Origin of the sequence: Sphingobium cloacae (assembly GCF_002355855.1) — a bacterium.
GTDB lineage: Bacteria > Pseudomonadota > Alphaproteobacteria > Sphingomonadales > Sphingomonadaceae > Sphingobium > Sphingobium cloacae.
The window spans coordinates 46,690-68,510 of sequence record NZ_AP017658.1; the positions used below are offsets into that span (position 1 = coordinate 46,690).

The window sequence follows — 21,821 nt, forward strand, 5'->3', positions numbered from 1 at the left end:
GGTTAAGATACACAATAGCCTAATCTTATGTGCTCATGTTCGTCACCGCCTCAAACCTTCGTTTGTGATCCATGCTGATCGGCTACGCCCGCGTGTCCAAAGCCGACGGCTCGCAGTCGCTCGACCTGCAGCACGATGCCCTTCGCGCTGCCGGTGTCGAGCCAGGCAATATCTATGATGATCGTGCATCCGGTAGCCGTGATGATCGCCCCGGTCTTGCCGCCTGCCTGAAATCGTTGCGCGACGGCGATGTCCTCATCGTTTGGAAGCTCGACCGGCTCGGCCGAACGCTCACCCACCTGGTCAGCACGGTGCAGAATCTGTCGGATCGCGGTATCGGTCTGCGGGTGCTCACCGGCAAGGGCGCGCAGATCGACACCACGACGCCATCGGGCCGGATGGTGTTCGGCATTTTTGCCACACTGGCGGAGTTTGAGCGGGATATGATCCGCGAGCGCACCATGGCTGGCCTGGCCGCTGCCCGCGCGCGGGGACGCAAGGGTGGCCGCAAGTTCGCCCTCTCCAAGGCCCAGGTGCGGCTCGCTCAGGCTGCTATGGCCCAACGCGACACGTCCGTTTCCGACCTCTGCAAGGAACTCGGGATCGAGCGCGTCACTCTCTACCGCTATGTCGGTCCCAACGGGGAACTCCGGGATTACGGTCAGCGCGTGCTTGCTGCCAAAACGCGATGATGATGACGGGAGCCCCGATCAAACTTACCCAAGCGGACGCCGCAGACGTTGCAGACCTGTACAACCGTTGCAGCGACTATTTCCTGTTGCAGGACGGGGCCGCGCCCACGCTGGACGATGCTCGCGAGCTTTTCTCCGATGTGCCGCCCGAAAAGAGCGCCCACAATCAAGCTGTCCTGGGATGGAAGGGGCCTGGCGGCCTATATGCAATCGCGGCCATCCTCCGCGATTATCCGCGTGATGGCACATGGTATCTCGGCTTCATGATCGTAGATGCCGCACAGCGTGGTCGTGGCGTCGGACGCTCAATTTACTCGACGGTCGAAAGCTGGGCCGCTGCGAGAGGTGCCACAGAGATTCGGTTGGCCGTGCTGGAAGCGAATGAAGCGGCAGAGCGATTTTGGCGTTCTCTCGGCTTCATTGAGTATCGGCGCGTTGGGCCAGACACCTTCAAAATGCGTAGCCATCGCCGGATAGAACTGAGCCGTCGCCTTTCTGGCGCGACCGTAGAAGGCAGCAACAAGTAAGATCTCGCGCCGGCTATCTGGGCGAGCTTGGCGTAGGATTCCGCCCCCTCCCGCAAACGCCCCCAATTACCCCGAGCCCTTCAAACTGTCGCTTTCGTCCACTGTCAGCGACAATTACCCAGCGCTGTAATGGACGATGCCCGGTTGCCCCTCGCAACCGCTCATGATAGCCCGAAGTCACCAACCGGCGCGGCCGCCTACCGGCCATCATAATTGACGCCGACCGGACTCCGTAATCGTCGCGCTACACACGATGGCGTGGACGGTCAGGAAGTAGGGCGCGTAGCTTAGGTCGGCGATGAGGCGCAGCTCATGCGCGATCTGGTCCCGGTAAGGTTTGGGTACGTCGCCGTCGAACATCCGCTCGACGGCATCGTTGGTCATCTGCTCGAGCGCTTCATGTGCGGTCAGCCCTTCGATCACGCGCTCGTGCGGGTACTGGTAGGCAAGCTCGCCAAGGTCGAAGGTGCACTCCGCTGCAATGTCGACGCTCGCGCGCAATGCGTCGGGATAGGCCGCAAATCGTCGGACCATCTCTGCAGGTGGCTTGAGCGCGCGGTCGGCGTTGACCTCGCGGCGGTACGAGCTGCAGGCGCCGACTTGCGACCATCGGCACCTTGCGGGCTTCGGCAATGATGGCGCAGGGCGTTCCATCGCGCACAGCATCCTCGATCACCGCCAGCAACATCTTGTCGTCACGCGGCTCGACGTGGATGACCTGATCTGCAGCCAGACCCGCCTGCTCGACGCCAGGAGCATAGAGGTCGCTGCGGCAGCTCACCCACAAAACCGGAGCCCCAGTCGCATGAGCTTCGCGTGCTGCGATCCCCGCAATGAAGAGCGTGGCTGCCGCGTCGTCGACAAGCGAGCAGCTGCTGGCGGCGATTTCATGGAGTGCCCCGGCGCGAAGGCCCTCCCCTGCAAGCCGCCGATCGAGCGGTTCAACGCCGAATGGCAAGCTGCGATGCGCAACCAGAGGCGACGCAAGTGACCGCAGCTCATCAAGGATCGGTTGTGTTTTCTCGTTGGCGACGGGCATGAAAAGCTGACTCAGGTGTTCCTCATATGTTCTGCTAATGCCGCTTGCGGGTCAAGGGTTCCTGACCAGAAGGGCACGTGCGGATGAGAACAGCGGTGGAACACTCGGGGGATAAAGAGGGTACAAAACGCTTTCAAACCAAGCGCGAATGATTCAGAGAGGGCCATGCCGATCCGCTCTGAGAACCGCTGGCTTTATCCGATCGACTGGCCGCAGTTGTCGAACGCAATTCGCTTCGGCCGCGCTCGATCACGGTGCGAACATTGCAAGCGCCCTCACATGCGCAAGATTCTTCACCTAGGCGATGGACGGTGGTGGGACGCGGATGCTCAGCGCTGGAGAACTGGCACCGGCAAGGTCATTGCGGTGCGTGGCGCGGATCTGCTGAGCGCCCGGAGCACCTACGTCGTTCTAGCCTGCGCGCATCTCGACCACGATCCAGGTAACAACGACCCCGCCAATCTGGCTGCCCTCTGCCAGCGATGCCACATGCTGCACGATGCTGCCGAGCATCGCTGGCAGCGTTGGTGGAACGTGTTTCGGCTCTGCGCTGCCCGGGATTTGTTCGAGGACCCGCGTAGCACTCGCCGGCGTATCGCTCAGTCAGCTTCGAATGCCCCGCCGTTTGAGGGGTCGTTCGGCTAAATTGGATAGCCCTACCCAATCGACCATCCCGGTCAGGACAGCGCTGGCTGTCTCAATCGCCGCCGTAGGCATTGCATCGTGTAACGCATCGCGATACAATGACCCCGATGATAATTGGATTCCGGCACAAGGGGCTTGAAGCCTTCTATCACAGTGGCACCACGCGGGGTGTTCAGGCTTCCCATGTGAAGAAGCTCCGGAATATTCTTGGGTTGCTGGAAGTCGCGGCAGGACCGGACGATATGAATCTGCCATCCTTCAAGCTGCACCCGCTGAAGGGCGACTTGCGAGGCCATTGGTCCGTTTGGGTCAACGGCAACTGGAGGATCACATTCCGTTTTGTCGGCACCGACGCTGAACTGGTCGACTATCAGGATTACCATTGAGGCTATGACGATGATGCACAACCCTCCCCACCCCGGCGAACTACTGCGCGATGAAGTCATTTCAGCGCTGGCCCTGTCTGTTACTGAGGCGGCCAACCGGCTTGCCATGTCACGGGTCGCACTTTCGCGGGTGTTGAACGGCAAGGCCGCAATCAGCCCCGACCTCGCGGTTCGTCTCGAGCAGGCAGGGGCTAGCACCGCCCGAGCTTGGCTCGCGATGCAGGCAAACTACGACCTCTGGTGTGCTATGCAGCATGAGCAGCCGCCCGTCCGGCGCTTACAGGACGCGGCGTGAGAGTTAGGGGTCGGTTCCGCCTGAGGGCCGGCTGACACCTTGAGCGGAAAGCTTGGCAGCTGCCAGGCGGTTACGCGCATTGCTTAGGACCTTCGGCAGTCACTTTGACGATCTTGGATGCAGCCCGCCCGCTTCGCGGATCTGCCTCAGCCAATCGACCTCTCAGATCGTAGGTCGCCGACCGTTGCGTGATGATCTCGGCAACTTGGCGTCGGGTACGCCCAACACCTCTCCATTATGAGGGCATCGCGTGGATGGTACGCCAGACAACGCTAAACCCGAACAATACCAGAACGGCGATGTGAGGGCGGTCAACGGCGGAAGTCAATCAGCCCCAGCTCTTGCCACATCCACGTAAAATCATAGGTGGCCATTGGCTCGCCAGTCCCGGATTTTGCCGCACCATTCTCTATATATTTTAGCCAGTCGGCAACTTTCGCCCGGCCTGCCTTTGTACGGGCCAAAGCCCGCGGTGTCTTGTTGCCGAGGGCGGGCACCGCTTCATCAAGCGTTTTGGTATATTCGCGTGTCAGCATCTCATGAACGATGCGCTCCCTTTCGTCCGACGGGATATCGAGCGGCTCTTCCTGCGGAGCGCGGGCGGCGTCATCGGCCATGAACTGGGCCATAGTCCGAATTTCGGTCATAGGTGTGCTCACGCAATCACCGAGCCATTCGCGCATATGCGTGATCGCTTGCTCCGCGCGGGCGGCGCTATTGACCTCAACGATCAGTTTGCGACCCACCAGTTCGACATTGGCAAAAACAGGTGTGCCGTCCTCCATGGTTGTCACAAAAGCCTGCCCGCCTTTGGTCGTTCGTGGTTTCCTGTTCTTCGTCACTGGCGCCAGCCAGTTCCAGAACGTATCGCTCGCAGGTTCCAGCCATTGCGCCGCGTTCAGCCTGCGAACCACGCTCTTGCCGATCACGCCCTTCGCCAGGGGGAACACGATACGGTGGAACACAAGATCATCGCCATCGGCATTGACCATTTCCGGCACGCTGCCGGGCATGGCCTTGCCCAAACTGTCCAGAAGCCAGATATTCGTGAAAATCGGGCCTGACGCTTTCAGGAGGCCGTCCCTTTCGGAAGGGGACAGTCTGCCAGTACCTGGCCCATCGTTTTCAAGTTGGGAAAAGGCCTCGATTACTCGCCCGGCGCCATCTGCGCTGAAGGGCAACAAGGCGCCGGAAATCCCATGGCGCCCGTTCACATCGACGACCCGTGCAGCGATCTTGTCCCAGTTAACAAGGGTCTGTGTGGCACTATGTTCACGCACCGTGACCGGCGCAATGTCACGCAGAAGATCCCGCAAGGTCATCGAGTGCCCTGGGATGACCTCGCTCACTTCATAGAGCGACATGACCGTATCGCGCAGTGCGCGCATGTAGGCCTTGTTCGGCGCTTTCTCGTTCCAGCCCCGGCGCTTGAGATAGTCATCGACGAGATTGAGACCTTCAGGCTCGAGTTCCTGTGTGAGCAAGTCTTCGAAAGCACAGCCCCACAGCTGGCCTTGCCAATGGTCGCCGATGACGTCGAAGATATCATCAGGCTCAAGATCCGTGGCCTCGCATGCCGGGCCAAGATGCGCGAACAGCATCTCGTCCATCATCTCGTCCCAGGGCGCACGTCCCATATACTTCATCAGTCCGGAGAGATCGTGAGCGGATTTCAATCTGGACATTCAGGCGGGCCTTTCCACGCCAAGGCGGCGCATTTCACGATAGATGGTCGATCGGCCGATGCCGAGTTGACGTGCTGCTTCGGTCGGTGAGATGTGGGCTTCCACCAGTTTTATGGCGGCATTCACTTTGGACATGTCGAGAGGCTGGCGCCCAGGTTGCTTGCCTTTGGCACGGGCAGCAGCGATGCCGTCTCGGGTTCGCTCGGATATGAGCCGCCTTTCGAAATGAGCGATGGCCCCGAACACATGGAAGATGAGTTCGCCAGCGGCCGAAGACGTGTCGATCTTTTCCTCAAGGCTCAGGAGCGCAATGCCCTGGCCGCGCAATGTCTCGACTGTGGCGAGCAGTTCGGCCAGCGAGCGCCCTAATCGATCGAGGCGGACCACCGCGAGGGTATCACCCTTGCGAGCATAGGCGATCAGGTCGGCCAGACCGGGGCGCTCCATGCTCTTGCCCGACATGACGTCGGTGAACACCTTGATGGCGCCAGCCTTCTCCAGTCGCATGGTCTGACCCGCCACGTCCTGATCGCCGGTGCTGACGCGGGCGTAGCCCAATATTCCGCCCATGCCGTGCGTCTCCCAAACGGTCGTTCTGTGGACGCTATGAAGCGCGACCGCTTCGCCCCATCCATATCCGTCCACATACTATGTCTCTTTACTCCCCACTGTCCATAGGCACAAATGACCTTTTGTGGACGGGAATCGGCATGGCGAAGCGCAAGCATCAACTCCTGACCGAGAGCGAACGCGATCAGATCCTCGCCATCCCGACCGATCGCGACCGTTTGGCCCGGCTCTATACCTTCGAGCCTGCGGACATCGAGATCATTGGCGCGCGACGGGAGCGACGGAATCAGTTGGGCGTGGCGCTGCAACTCGCGCTCCTGCGGCACCCGGGCGTCACGCTTGCGCAGTTGATACAGGACAGGGGAGCAATACCCCATGATCTCGCCGCTTTCGTCGCGGAGCAACTTGGTCTGCACGTAGCCGACCTGGCCAACTATGCGGCGCGGGTTCAGACAATGACGGATCATGCCCGTGAGCTGGCGGTGCGCTTGGGACTTCGGGGGGCGACCCGCGCCGATATTCCCTTCATGATCGAAGCGGCCGCGAAAGCGGCATGGGCGACCGACAAGGGGATGACGATTGCGATGGGCGTGGTCACCGTCTTGCGCGAGGCCCGAATTCTGCTGCCGTCCATCTCCACCATCGAACGCGCCAGCAGCGCGGGACGCGCGCGTGCCCGCAAGCAAGCTGCCTATGCTCTGATCGCCGATCTCAGCACCGAACAGGTCCAAGCCCTCGATCAGCTTTTTGACGACGCCGGCGGCATGAGCCAGCTCGCTTCGCTCAAGACCATCCCCATCGCGGCAAGGCCCGATCACATCCGCCAGATTCTCGACCGCCTGCGGCAAGTGCGGAAGATCGGCATCTCCCCGGACGTGGCTGGCCGCATCCACGCGGACCGATTCCGGCAATATGTCAGGGAAGGCCGTGCATCGCCTGCCTATATGATCGAGCGATACGTTCCTTCCCGGCGGCGTGCCACGCTGGTTGCCTTCCTGCTCGATCTTGAAGAACGACTAACCGACAACGCCCTGGAAATGGCGGACAAGCTGATCGGCAGCATCTTCACCCGTGCGAAAAACGCTCAGGCACGCAGCTATGCCACCACGTCGAAGAACGTGGCGCGGCTGATGCTGATCTTTGGCAGGACGATCGACGCGCTGACCGATGCGGTCGATACCGGCGAAGACCAGATGGAGGTCCTGGACGCCTCGGTAGGATGGCACACCCTCCTGAAGGCCAGACCGGAAGTGGCGACGATCGCGGAAACCGCCAATCTTGATCCGCTGACGGTCGCGGCCGACCGCTATGCGACGTTGCGCAAGTTCGCCCCTGATCTGCTTGAAGCGCTACAGTTCAGGGCCGGAAAGGGCAGCGCGAAAACGATTGCCGCCATTGAGATACTGCGCGACCTCAACAGGTCGGGCAAGCGCGATGTGCCTACCGACGCTCCGATGCCCTTCCGCAAGGAATGGCGGAAAATCGTCGTGGGCGACGACGGCAAGATCAATCGACGGCTCTGGGAGATCGCGACGATCGCGCATCTGCGCGACAAGCTCCGCTCCGGGGATGTCTGGGTGGAGCGATCGGCGGGATACCGCCGGTTCGACAGCTACCTGCTCAGCGAACCGAAGGCGAAGCCGATCGTATCAGCTCTTGGCTTGCCGCCGACAGCCAGCGAATGGCTCGAACAACGAGGACGCGAACTGGACTGGCGGCTGAAGAATTTCGCCCAGCGCCTGAAGCGCGACGCTCTCGAAGGTGTGCGGTTCCGCGACGGCCGTCTCCAGATATCCCCGGTTCGCACAATCGCAACGCCCGACGCCGAAGCCCTGGCCGACCGGCTCGATGCGATGATGCCCCGCATCCGTATCACCGAACTGCTACATGAGGTGGCGCAGGAAACTGGCTTTCTTTCGGCGTTCACCAACCTGCGCACCGGCGAGCCATGTCCCAATGAAAATGCGCTGCTCGCCACCATCCTCGCCGACGCCACCAATTTCGGCCTGTCGCGCATGGCCGCCGCGAGCCAGGGAGTCACGCGCGATCAACTCCTGTGGACCCATGACGCCTATATCCGCGACGAGAGCTACCGCGCGGCGCTCGCCGTCCTCATCAACGCGCACCACCGCCTGCCATTCTCGCGGGTATGGGGCGACGGCACAACGTCCAGTTCCGATGGTCAGTTCTTCAGGGGCGCGAAGCGCGGCGCATCGGGCGGCGACATCAACGCCCGCTATGGCGTCGATCATGGCTTCAGCTTCTACACCCATGTTTCCGATCAGCGCGGACCCTACCACGTCAATGTGATCTCGGCCGCCACGCATGAAGCGCCCTATGTCCTCGACGGCCTCACCAGCCATGGCACCGATCTCAGGATCGTCGAGCATTACACCGACACCGGCGGGGCGACCGACCATGTCTTCGCCCTGTGCGCGATGCTGGGATTTCGCTTCTACCCGCGCCTGCGCGACTTTCCGGACAGGCGGCTTGCGCCGATCGCGCCGGTTTCGGCCTATCCGTCCATCGCCCCGTTGTTGGGCAAGCGTATCCGCACCGACATCATCAATGAACAATGGGACGACGTACTGCGCCTCGTAGGGTCGATCAAGGCTGGCCACGTCGCGCCGTCGGTCATGCTGCGAAAGCTCGCCGCCTACGAACGGCAGAACCAGCTCGACGTCGCACTACAGGAAATCGGGAAGATCGAACGGACCCTGTTCATGCTGGACTGGCTCGAAAATCCCGATCTGCGCCGGCGATGCCATGCCGGCCTCAACAACAGCGAGCAGCGCCATGCCCTGACGCAGGCGATCTACACCTTCCGCCAGGGCCGCATCATCGACCGCAGCCACGAGGCACAGCAATATCGTGCATCCGGCCTTAATCTGGTCATCGCGGCGATCGTCTATTGGAACACGATCTACATGGCCGACGCCGCCCAGCATCTGCGATCGGCAGCGGCCCCGGTCCCCGATGATCTGCTTGTCCATACGTCGCCGGTTGGCTGGGAGCATATTGCCTTTTCCGGCGATTTCCTCTGGGATCGAGCCGCCGCTTCCGCTGGCCGCAAGGCCCTCAATCTTCCGCCGGACAGCCGCGCCGCCTAAGCGTTCCTCGGTTGTTCTCCCTTAGTGTTGTTTAGCGTACCTTCCACGCTATGCCCTCTAATCGGGCTGCTCGGGGAGTTCGGCGCGCTCGACCGCCAAGCGCTCGACGGCGCGGCGTAGCAGCGCCAGCTCACCCTCCACCCGTGCGAAGGCTTCCTGGGCTGTCTCGGGTTCGTGCTCGTCCTCGATCATCCTGTCTCCCCGTCGTCCCCGAAAGCACGAAGCCTATCGGCTCAATCCCCGGTCGCGCTCGCGGTCCGGCCCCAGCGATTTCGCCAGCGCGTCGCCGATCGCGCGGTCTTTCTCCAGTTTCAGCGCCAGCTCGGGCGCGCGGCGGCGCAGCGCGGATTCCAGCTGCGGGTCGCGCCCGATCGCGCCGGCCACCTTCGCCATGTTGCCGCGCATCCGCTCAGCGCCGGCGCGATCGCCCGCCCGCTCAAGGGCGGCACGGTCGCGCTGCATCGCTTTCCAGGCTTCCACGAAGCGGCCCGCGCGGGCCTCCGGGTCGAGCCGCACGCGCCGCTCCTCGGCCATCGCCCGCGCCGCGCCGCCAGTGTTGCCGCCAGCGGCCTGCTCGATGAGCTTCGGATCGCGCCGAAGCGCGGAAGCAAGGTCGCGGGCGGCATGGGGCCGGTTCGCGTCCAGCGCCTCCCCGGCCTTGCGCAACGCGCTCTCTTGATGGGGCAGCACCGGCAGACCCTTGGCTTGCATCCGGCCTATATCGGCCGTGGCGCGCGCATAGCGTTCGATCGCCTTGGCCTGGTCGGGCTTGCCCCCGATCGCCGGCTCCCGTTCAGGCGCGGATGCCTTCTCCGGTGCCGGCCTGGGCCGGAAACCGTCGAACATGCCACGCGCCTTGTCGCGCACCTTGGCGGCGATCTCCCGCGCGAGTTCCGGGAACCGGATCTCGCGCCGCTCGGCGAACGTGCGTGCACGGTCTTGGTCAGACGGCGCGGCATAGTCGCCGGCCATGTCCTTGGCGCGGTCGCGCGACAGCACGCGGGCGAGCTGACGCTGATCGGTGAAATCATCGCGGCCATAATGGAGCTGCACGCCCTCACGATGCCGGGACAAGGCGACATAGGCCCCGTGCCGGTCCATCCCGGGCGTCGCCAGCACATGCGCGCGATCGACGGTCACCCCCTGCGATTTGTGGATGGTGGCGGCATAGCCGTGATCGACATGGGCATAGTCCTTGAGGTCGAACGCGGCATGCCCGCCCCCATCGAGCCGCACCGCCATGCGCCCGCCTTCGATCCGCTCCAGCGTACCCAACGTGCCGTTCTTCACGCCAAGCGAGCGCTCGTTGCGCAGGAACATGATCCGGTCGCCGGATGCGAAGTCGCGCCGGCCTCGCTCGACGGTAACGCCCACGTCCTCGCCCAGCTCGCCCGATGCGCGCACCCGCTCCCGCGCATCCTCGTTGAGCGCGCGCACCTCGGCATTGGTGTGGGTGAGAATGATCCGGGTCTTGTCCGGCTCGGCCTGCCGCTGGCGATCCCAGCCCTCCACCAGCTCGGCCCGTGCCGTCTCGCGCGTGTCGGCCGCCTGCACCATGCCCCGGCTCTCATAGGCGTGGATCGCATCGGCCGTCCTGCCGGTAGCCAGCGCCCTGGTCGCGTCTTTCTGCCAGTCCTCGCGCTGCCGGCGAACCTCGGTGATCTCGGCCGCGCCATGCCGCTCGGCGAGCGACCGGAACGCCGCGCCGGCTTCGATCGCCTGCAACTGCTCGGGGTCGCCCACCAGCACCACCTTCGCGCCGGCATCGCGGGCATGGGACAGCACCCGCTCCATCTGGCGGGTGCCGATCATGCCCGCCTCGTCCACCACCAGCACATCGTTGCGGGAAAGCTGATCGCGCCCCTGCGCCCATGCATGTTCAAGGCTGGCGATGGTGCGGGACTGGATGCCCGATCCACCCTCAAGGTTCTCAGCCGCGATGCCCGACAAGGCCGCGCCGCGCACTTGATAGCCCTGCCGCTCCCACTGGTCGCGGGCGATGCCCAGCATGGCCGATTTGCCGGTGCCGGCATAACCCACGACAATGGAGAGGTCGCGGCCGCTTGCTACATGCTCCAGTGCGGCCTGCTGCTCGCCCCCGAGCACAAGCCGTTCACTCCCGGCGGCGTCTCTCCCCCCATTGAACGACGCTGCCGGGAGACCATGCCCCTGTCGGCTCCCCAGCTCGTCACCGGCACGCTCAAGCTGCGCCTCGGTCGCGATCATCTCGCGGGAGGTGAACCGCTCCTGGTCGCGTCCGTCCTTGCCCAGCGCCACCAGCTCGGGACTGGCGCGCACCGCTGCCATCACCTGGTCGAACTGCTCCTTGCCGTCCGAATGCCGGTGAACGAACATCGCCAGGTCGCGGGTGGTGAAGGTCGATTGCTGCCGCGTGATGCCGTCCAACGCGATGCGCGGATCACCGATGATCCTGGTGCCGTTCTCGCGCGCGATGCGCCGGTGATCCTCGGCGCGCTCGGCATCCTCGCCGCGATCGAGGCGGCGCATTCCCGCCGGGCCGATCTTGTGCTGGGGCTCAAGCTCAATGCCCTGGTCGGCATAGGAGCGATGGTCGATCCGCCCCTCCAACCCCAGCTCGGCCATGCGCTCGTTCACATGGGCCGCCCAGGCTTCACGCCAGCCCTTCAGATGCTCGGCGCTGTTCCAGTCGCGGTTCTTCTTCCCGAAACCCTCCGGCCCCACCTCGCGCATCGACAACATGACATGTGCGTGCGGCTTGGGGCTGCCGTCCTTCGCATGGTCCCAATGCACGTTGAGGTCGGCGACCATTCCGCGCCGGACGAACTCCTTTTCCGCGAAATCGCGAGCGAGGCTTACGCCCTGCTTCTCGCTCATCTCGCGCGGGATCGAGAACTCCACCTCTCGCGCCAGTTGCGCGTCCTTGCGCTTCTCCCCTGCCTCCACCTCGTTCCAGAGCGCGGTGCGGTCGTTTAAACGCTCCGGCGCGCCCTGCGGCAACAGTACCTCGGAGTGAATGACGCCGGCCTTGTTGGAGAAGTCGTGCTTCCGCCCAAGTCGCTCGTCGTGAAGCTCGGATGCGGAACGATAGGCGGCGGACGCGACGGCGCTGGAGCCGTTCGCGCGGCTGATGACCTTGGCGCTGAAATGATAGATCGCCATCGCACTCAGCAATCTGCCTTGTTTAGCGCACGTCGGCAACGACGTATAAGCGCGCACTCATCATCTGCTTCGCTTCTGCTGATTGACTGCCGTGCGTTCCCGTTATGGGTTGCCTGCTCGTTACTGTTTGCTAGGCTGCGGTGAACCTGACGCGGAAGGAGAGAGCACCATGCGTAAGGTGCGTGACTATGACGCGGAGCTGAAGGCGCTGGAGAGCCGCGCCAAGGCGATCAAGGCGCGTCGCATCGAACAGCTCGGCCAGCTCGTCACCGCCACCGGCGCCGACGCGCTCGACATGGAAACGCTCGCCGGCGTGCTGCTCGATGCCGTTGCGTCGAAGGATGCGGAAGCGAAGGAGGCGTGGCGCGCGAAGGGCGCCGCCTTCTTTCAGCGGCGCGGGCGCAAAGGTAGCCGGACTGCTGGCGGCAACAGCGACGGCGGGAATGCGCAACCGGGCGCTGATCCAGCGTCTGGAAGCGGCGCAGCGTCGTAGCGATACGCGGGGCTGGGTCGTGCAACGCCGCGAACGCACCCGCCACCTGATCGAGCTGGGCGGCCTCGTCCAGAAAGCCGGCCTGATCGAACTCGCCGACGACGATCGCGCGACGATCTACGGCGCGCTGCTGGAGCTGGTCGGCCGCGCTCGCGGCGACGATGCCGGCGACACGCTCGCGCTCTGGAGGCGGCGCGGTAAACGTGCGTTCGACGCGGAAAGCGAAGCGATGGAGAAAGGCGATGGCGGCCCTGGATATTGAGGCGATCCGCTCGGAAATTCGCGCGTTGGATTTCGAGCGCGGCACACCCGCTGATGTGGCGGAATGGCGCGAAGCCGATGCCGAATCCCGCGCCAACCTCGCGATCGAGGGCATGGCGCTGAGTGCGGATGACGAGGCGCTGTTCGACATGCTGCGCGACGAAGCGGTGCCCCCTCCCCTCGCCACGCAAATCCTGCTCAGGCTCCTCGACCATCCCGACGCCGATCCGGCGCTGGCCATCACCCCACTGGAACAGGCCTGCTGATGGCAGGGCCGCTCATCGGCGGGCGTCGGCCGATCAGCTGGCGGCTCGCGATCGTCGTTGCGTTCGTCGCGGCCTATGCGACCGCGCGATGGCTGGAAGGCATCTTCGGCGTCGGGCAGATTTCCGGCACCGTGTCGTTCCTGGTCCTGGTCGGCCTGATCGGCGCGACCTGGTGGATCAACAGCCGCGCCGCCAACCGCCGGAACGACCTGCTGGGCTCGGCCCGCTTCGGCGACCGCGCCGACGTGCGCAAGCTGGAAGCGAACGGGGATCTCCTGATCGGCCGCGCCAAGGAATCCAGCAAGCTGCTCCGCTATGACGGCGCAGCGCACCTGCTGACGATCGCGCCCACCCGCTCGGGCAAGGGCGTGGGTACGATAATCCCCAACCTGCTCCTGCTTGACCGCTCGGTGGTCTGCATCGACCCCAAGGGCGAGAATGCCCGCGTCACGGCCCGTGCGAGGGCCAGCAAGGACCTTGTGTGGTGTCTGGACCCCTTCGGCGTCTCCGGGCGTCCTGCGGCCCGCTACAACCCGCTGGCGCAGCTCGATCCCGCAAGCCCGGACCTCGCGGAAGATGCGCAGACGATCGCCGACGCGCTGGTCCACGATGCGCCGGGGCAATCGGGCGAGGCGCACTGGAACGAGGAAGCCAAGGCGCTGATCGCCGGCGTGATCCTGGCCCCTGTGCATTGTAGGGACACAGATTCACGGTAGCGGTTTGATGAGCAGGGGCATGAGGCCGCTGGCGTCGAGACCGAGGTGATCGGACCAGACGTAATCGCCGGCGAGATTGATGCGATCCCATCCCAATGGTGAGAGTCGGGACAGCATAGCCGGGTCGATCTGGCTTCCTCGCTGGCGCATTTCGTCGACGGCGCGCCCCAGATAGCGGCAGTTGAAGAGGATGATCGCTGCGGTGACGAGGTTGAGCGCAGCCGCGCGGGTTTGCTGGTTCTCCAGGCCACGGTCGCGGAAGCGACCGAGCCGATGGAAGGCGACCGCCCGCGCCAGGCTGTTGCGCGCCTCGCCTTTGTTCAATTCGGCGGTGACAGTGCGGCGTAGCGCTGGATCGTCGAACCAACGCACCGTGAACAGCGTGCGCTCGATCCGCCCGACCTCGCGCAACGCCGCGGCGAGGCTGTTCTGCTGGCGGTAGGCGGACAGCTTCTTGAGGATCAGCGAGGGCGTAACGGTGCGGTTACGCATCGCGCCAATGACACGTTCAATATCGGGCCAGTGGCTGGCGATCAGGTCCCGGTTGAGCCTGTGACCGAACAGTGGCGCAAGCCTGCCATAACGCTTCGAGGGCTCGAAAGCGTAGAGGCGCCGGTCGGACAGGCGGGGAATGCGCGGCTCGAAATCGAGTCCGAGGAGATGCATCGTCGCGAACACGATGTCGGAAACGCCGCCTCCATCGACGTGCAGCGCGGTCAGATCGGCGTTGCTGTCATGGCCGAGGATGCCGTCGAGCGCATGGATGGCTTCTCCTGCCGTGCCGGCGATCACGGTTTGGTGCAGGGGCGCGTAGCGATCGGTGATGGTGGTGTAGATCTTGACCACCGGGTCGCGACCATAGTGAGCATTGACCGCTCCGCCGGCTTCGCCCGGCCCGCCCAGGTAGAAGGCCTGGCCATCTGCGGACGCCCGGTGCCCTGACCCAAACCAGGCGGCGATCGGCTCGGCGTGGATGGCGTCGGTCAGACAGGCGAGCGCCGCCCGAAAGGTTTCCTCGCGCATGTGCCATGTCTGCATGCGCAGCAGCGCGCGGCGTGACCCTGCGCCGCATACCTCGGCCATGCGCGACAACCCAAGATTGGTCGCTTCGGCAATCAGGGTAGCGAGGAAAGCCCGCTCGTCTCCAGGCGGCAGCCCGGTCGAGACGTGCCCGAAGTGCCGGGTGAAGCCGGTCCATCGTTCGACCTGCGACAGCAGGTCGGTGATACGCGTGGCAGGCAGCATACCGTAGCAGGCAAGCGTCAGATGCCGTCCTTCGTCGTCCTTGGCATCATCGTCCTTCGGTTCCTTGGGAAAGCGCAATCGCTCGCCAGCGAACAGGGCAGCATCGCGTCCGGCCAGATTGTGGGCGACGTTGCGCAAGGCGCTGTCGAGCTGCGCGGCGCGCTGATCGAGCCATGCGTCTGGATCACCGAGCGAGAACGCCGGCTGCAGCGCCGCGCCGCTTGATGGCGCGAGCAGCACGTCCAGCGACCTGTGCAGCCGTGACCGCGGCACCCAGATATCACCCGATGCCAGTGCATTGGCGAGCGCCCCGTAGGTCGCCATCTCCCAGTGCGTCCGGTCGATCTTGCCGGCAACCACGACATGGCGGTGCCAGCGCCGCTCGATATGGCCGAGCGGCACGTCGGCAGGGAGCGGCTTGCGCCAGTCGCCATCAAGATCCGACAAGACCATCATGGCGTTGCGCAATGCCGCAGTGCCGGCCCTGCCGTGGAAATCGAGCGTTTGCAGAAATTGAGGCCCTGTTCGCTTGAAGGTTCGGTACTCGGCTGCGATCTCGCTCAGCACATCGTCCCTGTGAGGTGCCGCGGTACGACGAATGATCGCGGCATCGGCATCGAGCATGTCGAGAGGCATGATATCCCTGAGGGCTGCGGCGATATCTTCGCCGGCGCGTGCTGCCCGGCTCACTGTTTCCAGTACAGCGGCGATGCGCATCAGACGGTCGCGGCCTTCGCGTCCTGAAATTGCGACCCTTTGCTCCAGGCGTTTGCGGGCACGAAGATGAGCGCGTCCCATCAAGGCGGCGAACATGGCGATCGCCGCGTCGGTAAGCGTGGCCTCCAGATCGCGCAGCGTAGCAAGCAGGATGACCCGCCTGCGGGAGGTGCGCATCTGTTGGAAAGCCTGGGCGGTATAGCGCACACCTTCGCGGGCGAACTGCGTCAGGCGTGGCTCGTGCACGGGATCGACCGTGATACGAGAGATACCAGTCCTATGAATCAACGCGACCTTCTCTAGAATTTCGGCGAGCGAGGCTGACGCGACGCGGGGCTCCGGTTCGCGCAGCCAGGACAAGCGGCTCTGTCGATCATGCACCTTCTCATCGACCAGCGCATCGAGACGCTGACGCATGTCTGCATCGAGATTATTGTCGACGGCGGCGATCAGATCGGCTTCCGCCCGAAGCATCGCCTCGGCCGTCATCCGCTCGACTACGCTGACGCCAGGAATGACGATGCGCCGCGTGCGCAGCTCGTCGAGCAGTCGATCGAGCAGAATGCGCCCGTCCACGATGGCCATGGCTTCGGTTTCCAACCAGTTCATCATGATGCCGCGCGCTGGCCGGCTCAGATCGGTGAATCCGAAGCGCGCCTTGATGGCGGCAAGCTGATCGTAGCGGGTCGGCGCTCGCCGCGCGAAGTCGGCGACGGCGCCTGCATCCACCCCGACCTGCTCGGCGATGTGGTCGAGCATGATCGCAGGCAACAGCTCGCCTGCACGTAGATGCCGCCCCGGGTAGCGCAGGCAGCAGAGTTGCAGGGCGTAGCTTAACTGGGTTGCCGGAGTGCGTGCGGTGCCGATCGCAGCAAGGTCCTCGGCATCGAGGCCATGGTGCCGCACTACCGCCGCTTCGCTGTCGGGCAAAGCAAGCAATGCAGCGCGCTGCCGCTCGGTCATCGGGATGCGGGCAGGCATGTTTCATCCTCCAAAAACCTCTTGCCTTTTGGCACCTTAATGAAAGAGGATTATGAAAGGCGGAAGGCTGCGGAAATGCGTGCATGCTGTTCCCGCCTCAGGATACGACCGTTTGTGAAAGATACTGGATGACACGCGAACCCTATCTGATCGGCTATGCCCGCGTGTCGAAGGGCGACGACCAGTCGAACGCCGCGCAGCGGCGCGCGCTCGATGCAGCCGGCTGCAAGCGCGTGTACGAGGAGACCGCCAGCGGCGGGCGGTGGGACCGGCCCAAGCTCCTGGAGATGATCGGCCAGTTGCGCGACGGCGATGTCGTCGTCGTCTGGAAGCTTGACCGACTGTCGCGCAGCCTGAAGGACATGCTGCACATCATGGAGCGGATCGAGCTGGCAGGCGCAGGCTTCCGCTCGCTAACCGAGGCGATCGACACCACCACTGCGGCAGGGCGGATGATGATGCAGATGGTCGGAAGCTTCGCCGAGTTCGAGCGCGCGATGATCCGTGAGCGCACCAGCGCCGGCTTGGCTCAGGCGCGAGCAGAAGGACGGATCGGCGGGCGTCGGCGCAAGCTCGGCGACAAGCAGCGTCGCGAAATCGCCGAGTCCGTCACTTCCGGCCGCAAGTCCGGTGCCGAGATGGCACGGCTCTACGGCGTCAGCGAACCCACAGTCTCGCGCATCGTCGCCGCGCACCGCCAGCAATTGGGGCAACAGCAGAGGGAACAGGCATGAAGCGTGGTCACGATCTGTCCGGCGTTATGAAATTCGCCACCTCGCCGGCCTGGGCCGATCATCTTCGCGATGCGCTCGGCGATCATTTCGGGCTGGCGATGGAGGAGTTCGACTTCGAAGCGGATGAGCTGGCGGACATCGTCGGCGATCATTGGGCGGGCGTGTTGTGGGGATGCGCGTTCGAGGATCTGCTGACGCGCACCATCCAACCCGGGGACCGGAACATCGTTGATGACTATATCCGGCGCCGGGGCTGGAACGAGAGCGGCCCGACCAAAATCTACCTGCGTGCCCTTCGATCGTCGGTGATGAGCCTCCACGAGGTGAGCGAGGTCGAGCCCGGCAGTGGCTTCCTCGTGCGTGACCTGATCCGGGGCGGCGAACCCCTTAGAGTATCGGAGCGCAGCGCCTCGCAGACGCTGAAGCAATGGGACAGGATCGGTGCCCGCGTCGTGCAGGTCGGAGGCAAGCACCTCCTGTCGGGCGGCGTGTTGTCATTCACGATGGAGGCGGCCGAGGCGCTCGTCGCCGATCTGCGGCGTTCGAAAGGCAAGCGTAGCCCAAACACCGCATTGAAGCTGAACCCCGACGATTTGGCCGCACTTCCGGCACTCATCAGCACCGCATGGCTGTTCGATGTCGTTCCCAAGACCATGGGACCGGCGTCCATCCCCACGCTGCTCAACAGTGATGGCGAGGAGGTGGTGTTCCACCGCGTGCGCTTTCCCTTTGCACGCGGCGTGACCCAGGCGCTGGTCGGCGAGCGGCTCGACACTGTCCCTACGCTTCAGCGGGAAACCACGCACTTCTGGAACTGGCTGGGCGAAAAACCGGACGGAAAGGCGAGAAGCACTGGCCGTATGGCGTGGGGTGTGACGATGGCGAACGGCACCCCGGTGCTCGGCAATGTCGAATTGAAAGGCCGGGCTCTGGTTCTCGCCGTCACCTCGGCCGAGCGGGCGAAACGCGGTACCGCGCTCATCACCGATGCGCTCGCCGGGTTGGTCGGCTCGCCGCTGACCACGATCGAGACGATCGAACAGGCCATGGCCGCGCGGGCCGAGGGACTGACAACATCCGAACCGGCACCGGCCATTGCGCCAGAGGTGGCAACCCCGCTCGTTCATGCCATGCTCGACCGCCAGTACCGCGCGACGCTCGATGAACCCGTTGGAATGCTTGGGGACATCAGCCCACGTGCGGCCGTTCGAACGGCCGCAGGCCGTTATCGAGTAGCTGGGTGGCTCAAGCATCTCGAAAACCGTAGCAGCGCTCACCCCGAACCGAACGACCCGATGGCAACCTACGATTTCACCTGGATGTGGCGCGAACTCGGCATCGAAGACCTGCGGAAATAGTCCCCTTCCACTGACGCTGACGCCTACCGTGAATCTGTGTCCGATTAATGCATAAGGGCCGGCATGGAGCTCCTCGAATATGCTTGATCTTCCTATCCTCGAGCCAGTCGGCGAGATCGCTGGCGATGTAGCTCGGGCCATTGTCGAAAGAGCAGCCGCGGCCGGTGCTGGACGCGCGCCTGATCGCAGCCCGAGGCTTTGAGCGCTGCCTCGAGCGTCTCGGTGACATCGCCAGCCGTCATGGTGGTGCAGAGCTTCCAGGCGATGATGTAGCGTATCCGTCATCCCAGACCCACGTGGCGGAAACGTGCCGGTCAAGCGTCTTAAGAGGGGGCGTTGCGCCCGGCGATCTTGGGGAAGTGCCAGGGCATGAGGGAATCGAGGTCCTTGTTGCTATGACCGTTGGCAAGCTTGGTGAGGGTGGCGGTGAGCCAGGCGAGCGGATCGACGTCCGAGAGTTTGCACGTTTCGAGAAGGCTGGCGAGCACCGCCCAATTGTCTGCCCCGGCATCGCTGCCGGCGAACAACGAGTTGCGGCGCGACAGGGCAATCGGGCGGATGCTTCTTTCGACCGTGTTGGTATCGAGCTCGACGCGGCCGTCGAGCAGGCAATAGGTGAGCTGCTGCCAGTGGTTGAGCATATAGTTGATCGCTTCGGCCATCTTGCCCTTGGCGCTGAACCGGCCGAGGTTCTTCGAGAGATAGTCGCGCAGGTTATCGAACAGCGGCTTCAGTATCAGCTGCCGCCCTTCGAACCGCGCCTCGGGCGAGGTGTCCCTGAGCGTCGCCTCGATCTTGTAGATCGCCGAGAAGCGACGGAGCACCTCGTCGGCAACGGGCTCCTTTTCGCGGAAATCGTAGAACTTGCGCCGCGCGTGAAGCAGGCAGAATGCGAGGGTGACGCCATTGCGGCGCTTGATCTCATTGTAGCCGGCATAGCCGTCCACCTGGAGCACCCCGGCGAAGTCGCCGAGATGGTCGATCGGATGCATGCCGCCGCGGCCGGCGGCGTACATGTAGACGACGGCGGGCGGCGCGAGTCCGCCCCATGGCCGATCGTCGCGGGCATAGGCCCACAGCTGGCCGCTCTTGGTCTTGCCGGTCCCGGGCGCCAGCACGGGCATGCGCGTCTCGTCGGCGAACAGCTTCACCGAACTTCGCAGCTCGGCGAGCAGATGCTGCCTGAGCGGAGTCAGCCACCATCCGACGCGCCCGACCCAGTCGGCGAGCGTTGCCCGGTCGAGATCGATCCCCTGGCGGGCGTAGATCTGGGCTTGCCGGTAAAGCGGAAGGTGATCGGCGTAGCGCGCGACGATGACCTGGGCGACGAGCGCGTCGGTGGGCAGGCCCTGATCGACGATGAAGCTTGGCGCCGGCGCCTGGGTGACGCCGCCCTCGTCGCAGCCGCGGCAGCCATAGCGCGGACGGCGGGTGACCAGCACGCGGAAGATGGTGGGCACGACGTCGAGGCGCTCGGTGACGTCCTCGCCGATGACATGAAGATCGTTGCCGCAGCAGGCACACTGCTTGTCTTCGATGTCGACGACCTGCTCGATACGCTCGAGATGGGCGGGCAGCGCTCCACGGTTGTTGCGGCGGCGGCGCTTTGTCTCGCCGGTCGCGTCAGCCTGGTCGATCAGCGCTTCGAGCCCGGCCTCGGCGCGCGACAAGGCAGCTTCGAGCTCTTCGAGCACGAGCTGGTACTGGTCGGGATCGAGCCGCTCGGCGCTCTGGCCGAAACGGTGGCGCTTGAACTGGTCGAGAATGTCGTTGAGGCGCTTGACCTCATCGCGGGCGGCCGCGAGCGCGTCCTCCATCTCGGCGGCCTTCGCCTCGGCGATGACGGCGGCGTGTTCGGCCGCTTTCGCGGTGGCGAGCGCGATGATCTCGCGCGCCTCAGCTTGGGCCGCAGCGCGGGCGAGCGCCTCGTTCTCGGCGTTGATGCGAACGATCTGCTGGTCGCGTTCGGCCGCCTCGGCGGTCAGCTTCGCGATGGTCGCGAGCAGCGCAACTGGGTCTTTGCAGGAGGCCGTCAGCGGGTCCATGGCAGGCATCGAATCACATGCGTAACGACGCGTCCAGCGCAGTTGACTCGGCCTGTCGCGACTATCTCACGCATCAGCGAAACCCTCGATTTTAGGCGGATTTACGCGCCTTGGCGCGCGGTGCCGACGCCAGTCCATGCCCGAGGTGAGTGCTGCCATCTGCGCCGCCGTGATCGAAAAACTGCCATCGACCGCCGGCGGCCAGGCGAATCCTTCGGCGGCCTCGGCGCGCTTGGTCATCAGCCAGATGCCGGTGCCGTCGAACCACAGAATCTTCAGCCTGTCCTTCCTCTTGGAACGAAAAATATAGGCGACTCCGCGCCACGGATCCTGGCTCAACTCGTGCTGGACCTTGGCCACCAGCGTGTCGATGCCGCAGCGGAAATCGATCGGCTTGGTGTAGATCAGCACCTTGGCGTCGCTGCCCGGCCCGATCATCGCGCCCTCAGCAGCGCTGCGATTACCGAGGCGACCAGCGTCGAACTTGCGCCGTGGGCGACCATCACTGGCACGCCGCGCACTTCCATTGCGACCTGCACCACCGCGTCCGGCAGCAGCCGCGCGTTCGCGGCCTCCGGTTCGAGCAGCACCGCCGGCACCGATGTCGGCTCGATGACCGCCGGCAGGAACATCGCCCTGTCCTCGCGCGCCGCGTCCTCCGCCATCTCGCGCAACTCGCGGCGCCAGGCATATATCTGGGCCGGAAGGACATCGAAACACGCGGCCACCTCCGCCATGCTGCACGCCGGATCGAGCGACAGCTCCACCACCGCGCGCTTCTCTTCCAGCGTCCAGCGCCGTCGGCGCCCGTTCTCCACGCCGCCACTGCCGTCGATCTCTTGCTCCACAGTCACCCCGCCGAATCAAATTACGCGATATGCACGCGGGACACTCAAAGCTCATGGCCATCTACGC

General features: G+C 64.3%; 20 protein-coding genes and 3 pseudogenes. 13 read left to right on the forward strand and 10 right to left on the reverse strand.

All coding sequences use genetic code 11. From position 1 onward, the window contains the following. Positions 1-71 precede the first annotated feature (71 nt). Complete coding sequence (locus tag SCLO_RS21615; protein ID WP_008832583.1) at positions 72-692, forward strand: recombinase family protein; 621 nt, start codon at positions 72-74, stop codon at positions 690-692. Further along, positions 689-1,219, forward strand: coding sequence for a GNAT family N-acetyltransferase (locus tag SCLO_RS21620; RefSeq protein WP_007686150.1), 531 nt, complete (start codon positions 689-691; stop codon positions 1,217-1,219). Before SCLO_RS21615 ends, SCLO_RS21620 begins: the two co-directional genes overlap by 4 nt. Before the next feature lie 240 nt (positions 1,220-1,459). Here SCLO_RS21620 and dnaE2 read toward each other — a convergent pair. Then, positions 1,460-1,801 (reverse strand): annotated as a pseudogene (gene dnaE2 / locus SCLO_RS21625) (error-prone DNA polymerase); the annotation flags it as partial. On the opposite strand from dnaE2, the gene SCLO_RS23520 reads away from it, so the two are divergent. The 4 genes from SCLO_RS23520 (at position 1,767) to SCLO_RS21645 (ending at position 3,584) form a co-directional block, all read left to right on the forward strand. Continuing rightward, positions 1,767-2,210, forward strand: a complete 444-nt coding sequence (locus tag SCLO_RS23520) for a hypothetical protein (RefSeq protein ID WP_061939936.1) — start codon at positions 1,767-1,769, stop codon at positions 2,208-2,210. The pseudogene dnaE2 and the gene SCLO_RS23520 overlap by 35 nt on opposite strands. A 213-nt stretch (positions 2,211-2,423) precedes the next feature. Continuing rightward, positions 2,424-2,903: a hypothetical protein gene (locus tag SCLO_RS21635; RefSeq protein WP_076605816.1), complete on the forward strand. Its 480-nt coding sequence runs from the start codon at positions 2,424-2,426 to the stop codon at positions 2,901-2,903. Positions 2,904-3,010: 107 nt separating this feature from the next. Further along, the gene (locus SCLO_RS21640; protein WP_061939934.1) at positions 3,011-3,289 is read left to right on the forward strand and encodes a type II toxin-antitoxin system RelE/ParE family toxin; all 279 of its coding nucleotides are present in this window, start codon (positions 3,011-3,013) and stop codon (positions 3,287-3,289) included. A 10-nt stretch (positions 3,290-3,299) separates the two neighbouring features. Next, positions 3,300-3,584: a HigA family addiction module antitoxin gene (locus SCLO_RS21645; RefSeq protein ID WP_061939959.1), complete on the forward strand. Its 285-nt coding sequence runs from the start codon at positions 3,300-3,302 to the stop codon at positions 3,582-3,584. 311 nt (positions 3,585-3,895) lie between these two features. Here the strand turns inward: SCLO_RS21645 and SCLO_RS21650 are convergent, their stop codons facing one another. Together SCLO_RS21650 and SCLO_RS21655 are read right to left on the reverse strand one after the other, a co-directional pair. Continuing rightward, entirely contained in the window at positions 3,896-5,269 is a 1,374-nt protein-coding gene (locus tag SCLO_RS21650) for a hypothetical protein (protein ID WP_061939932.1), read from the reverse strand. Further along, a complete protein-coding gene (locus SCLO_RS21655; protein ID WP_061939957.1) occupies positions 5,270-5,839 on the reverse strand; it encodes a recombinase family protein in 570 nt (189 codons plus the stop codon). It lies immediately after the preceding gene. Between the two features lie 140 nt (positions 5,840-5,979). Here SCLO_RS21655 and SCLO_RS21660 point away from each other — a divergent pair, with 140 nt between their 5' ends. Continuing rightward, the gene (locus SCLO_RS21660; RefSeq protein ID WP_048575129.1) at positions 5,980-8,949 is read left to right on the forward strand and encodes a Tn3 family transposase; all 2,970 of its coding nucleotides are present in this window, start codon (positions 5,980-5,982) and stop codon (positions 8,947-8,949) included. A gap of 57 nt (positions 8,950-9,006) precedes the next feature. Here the strand turns inward: SCLO_RS21660 and SCLO_RS24235 are convergent, their stop codons facing one another. Both SCLO_RS24235 and traA read right to left on the reverse strand, forming a co-directional pair. Beyond that, positions 9,007-9,141 carry a hypothetical protein gene (locus SCLO_RS24235; RefSeq protein WP_255210279.1) on the reverse strand — a complete coding sequence of 45 codons (135 nt, stop codon included), beginning with the start codon at positions 9,139-9,141 and terminating at the stop codon, positions 9,007-9,009. A 33-nt stretch (positions 9,142-9,174) separates the two neighbouring features. Continuing rightward, the gene (traA, locus tag SCLO_RS21665) at positions 9,175-12,090 is read right to left on the reverse strand and encodes a Ti-type conjugative transfer relaxase TraA (RefSeq protein ID WP_061939930.1); all 2,916 of its coding nucleotides are present in this window, start codon (positions 12,088-12,090) and stop codon (positions 9,175-9,177) included. A 169-nt stretch (positions 12,091-12,259) separates the two neighbouring features. Here traA and SCLO_RS21670 point away from each other — a divergent pair, with 169 nt between their 5' ends. The 4 genes and pseudogenes from SCLO_RS21670 to SCLO_RS21685 all read left to right on the forward strand — a co-directional run. Beyond that, on the forward strand, positions 12,260-12,583 hold the full coding sequence (locus tag SCLO_RS21670) for a conjugal transfer protein TraD (protein WP_061939928.1): 324 nt from the start codon (positions 12,260-12,262) through the stop codon (positions 12,581-12,583). A gap of 19 nt (positions 12,584-12,602) precedes the next feature. After that, entirely contained in the window at positions 12,603-12,845 is a 243-nt protein-coding gene (locus tag SCLO_RS21675; protein WP_061939955.1) for a conjugal transfer protein TraD, read from the forward strand. Further along, complete coding sequence (locus SCLO_RS21680; RefSeq protein ID WP_061939926.1) at positions 12,826-13,110, forward strand: hypothetical protein; 285 nt, start codon at positions 12,826-12,828, stop codon at positions 13,108-13,110. The genes SCLO_RS21675 and SCLO_RS21680 overlap by 20 nt, the downstream gene beginning before the upstream one ends. Further along, positions 13,110-13,790 (forward strand): annotated as a pseudogene (locus SCLO_RS21685) (type IV secretory system conjugative DNA transfer family protein); the annotation flags it as partial. The gene SCLO_RS21680 and the pseudogene SCLO_RS21685, both read left to right, overlap by 1 nt. A 27-nt stretch (positions 13,791-13,817) precedes the next feature. On the opposite strand, the gene SCLO_RS21690 reads toward SCLO_RS21685, so the two are convergent. Further along, the gene (locus SCLO_RS21690) at positions 13,818-16,769 is read right to left on the reverse strand and encodes a Tn3 family transposase (RefSeq protein WP_231923465.1); all 2,952 of its coding nucleotides are present in this window, start codon (positions 16,767-16,769) and stop codon (positions 13,818-13,820) included. A 128-nt stretch (positions 16,770-16,897) separates the two neighbouring features. Here SCLO_RS21690 and SCLO_RS21695 point away from each other — a divergent pair, with 128 nt between their 5' ends. Further along, positions 16,898-17,503, forward strand: coding sequence for a recombinase family protein (locus tag SCLO_RS21695; protein ID WP_061939924.1), 606 nt, complete (start codon positions 16,898-16,900; stop codon positions 17,501-17,503). After that, positions 17,500-18,861, forward strand: coding sequence for a hypothetical protein (locus tag SCLO_RS21700; RefSeq protein ID WP_061939921.1), 1,362 nt, complete (start codon positions 17,500-17,502; stop codon positions 18,859-18,861). Before SCLO_RS21695 ends, SCLO_RS21700 begins: the two co-directional genes overlap by 4 nt. Here the strand turns inward: SCLO_RS21700 and SCLO_RS21705 are convergent. The 4 genes and pseudogenes from SCLO_RS21705 to SCLO_RS21720 all read right to left on the reverse strand — a co-directional run. Then, positions 18,857-19,136, reverse strand: a pseudogene (locus SCLO_RS21705) (DDE-type integrase/transposase/recombinase); the annotation flags it as partial. The gene SCLO_RS21700 and the pseudogene SCLO_RS21705 sit on opposite strands and share 5 nt — an antisense overlap. 48 nt (positions 19,137-19,184) lie before the next feature. Next, positions 19,185-20,678, reverse strand: coding sequence for an IS66 family transposase (tnpC, locus tag SCLO_RS21710; protein ID WP_066522435.1), 1,494 nt, complete (start codon positions 20,676-20,678; stop codon positions 19,185-19,187). Between the two features lie 294 nt (positions 20,679-20,972). Continuing rightward, on the reverse strand, positions 20,973-21,344 hold the full coding sequence (tnpB, locus tag SCLO_RS21715; RefSeq protein ID WP_062346440.1) for an IS66 family insertion sequence element accessory protein TnpB: 372 nt from the start codon (positions 21,342-21,344) through the stop codon (positions 20,973-20,975). Continuing rightward, on the reverse strand, positions 21,341-21,760 hold the full coding sequence (locus tag SCLO_RS21720; RefSeq protein ID WP_082734689.1) for a transposase: 420 nt from the start codon (positions 21,758-21,760) through the stop codon (positions 21,341-21,343). Before SCLO_RS21720 ends, tnpB begins: the two co-directional genes overlap by 4 nt. Positions 21,761-21,821: the final 61 nt, after the last annotated feature.